Annotated in this window: 2 protein-coding genes; both read left to right on the plus strand. The window is 63.1% G+C overall.

The window, feature by feature from the left end; all coding sequences use genetic code 11:
- Positions 1-111: 111 nt before the first annotated feature.
- The gene (locus QZH66_RS17245; protein WP_305807069.1) at positions 112-456 is read left to right on the plus strand and encodes a hypothetical protein; all 345 of its coding nucleotides are present in this window, start codon (positions 112-114) and stop codon (positions 454-456) included.
- Positions 457-640: 184 nt separating this feature from the next.
- The coding region (locus QZH66_RS17250; protein WP_305807070.1) for a response regulator at positions 641-834 on the plus strand (194 nt) is incomplete at its 3' end.

Here is an 834-nt window from a genome sequence, read left to right on the forward strand (position 1 = left end):
GCAGCGCGCTGCAATGTGCCGGCCATGCGGCAGGGCAACCATGCGGGCACAGGCGGGGCGCTTTGATCCTGAAGTGCTCTGAGACCTGGCAGTCCAGGAAAGAAGGACATCATGGCACTCAAACTTATTCCCTCTGCTTCGCGCCTGCTGACGGTCGCTGGCCTTGTCTTAGGCGCTGCTGCGGCCCAGGCAGCGGGTGGTTACACAGTCACCCAGAGCCAGGAAGCCCTGGTGACGCCGGGCATGAGCATGGACCAGGTTCAGCAAGCCCTGGGACACCCGGAACAGACCATCAAATATCGCAACGAGCCCGGCCCCACCTTTACTTACCGGGTGATGAGCAGCGATCCGACCTTGTTCGACGTTGATTTCGGCGCGGATGGCCGGGTGGCTTCGGTGAGCGAACGCATGGAGCTCACGGGTGGCGATGGCCAGTGGAGTGGTGGACATCACTGACACCTTGCCTCGGCACCCACAGGCCTGACGGCTCACGCCGCCGGGCGTTTTTGCGTTGGCATTCGATCGCGGAGGGGCTTGCACCGGGGCTTCCATCGGAACTATGCTGTGCCTGCGCCGGAACAGCCCGTGCGCGCCGCCATCCGCCTTCACCATGCCTACTGCCGCCAATCCACATATCCTCGTGATCGATGACGACGCCGATATACGCGGCTTGGTGGCCGAGTACTTTGGCAAGAACGACATACGGGTGAGCACGGGATGTTCGGGGCGGGAGATGTTCGAGTTGTTCGACCGCGAGGCCATTGACCTCGTTTTGCTCGACCTGAAGCTCCCCGGTGAAGACGGCATGCAACTGGCGCGCGCCCTGCGCGAGCG

It is taken from the genome of Stenotrophomonas sp. YIM B06876, assembly GCF_030711595.1.
Classification (GTDB): Bacteria; Pseudomonadota; Gammaproteobacteria; order Xanthomonadales; family Xanthomonadaceae; genus Stenotrophomonas.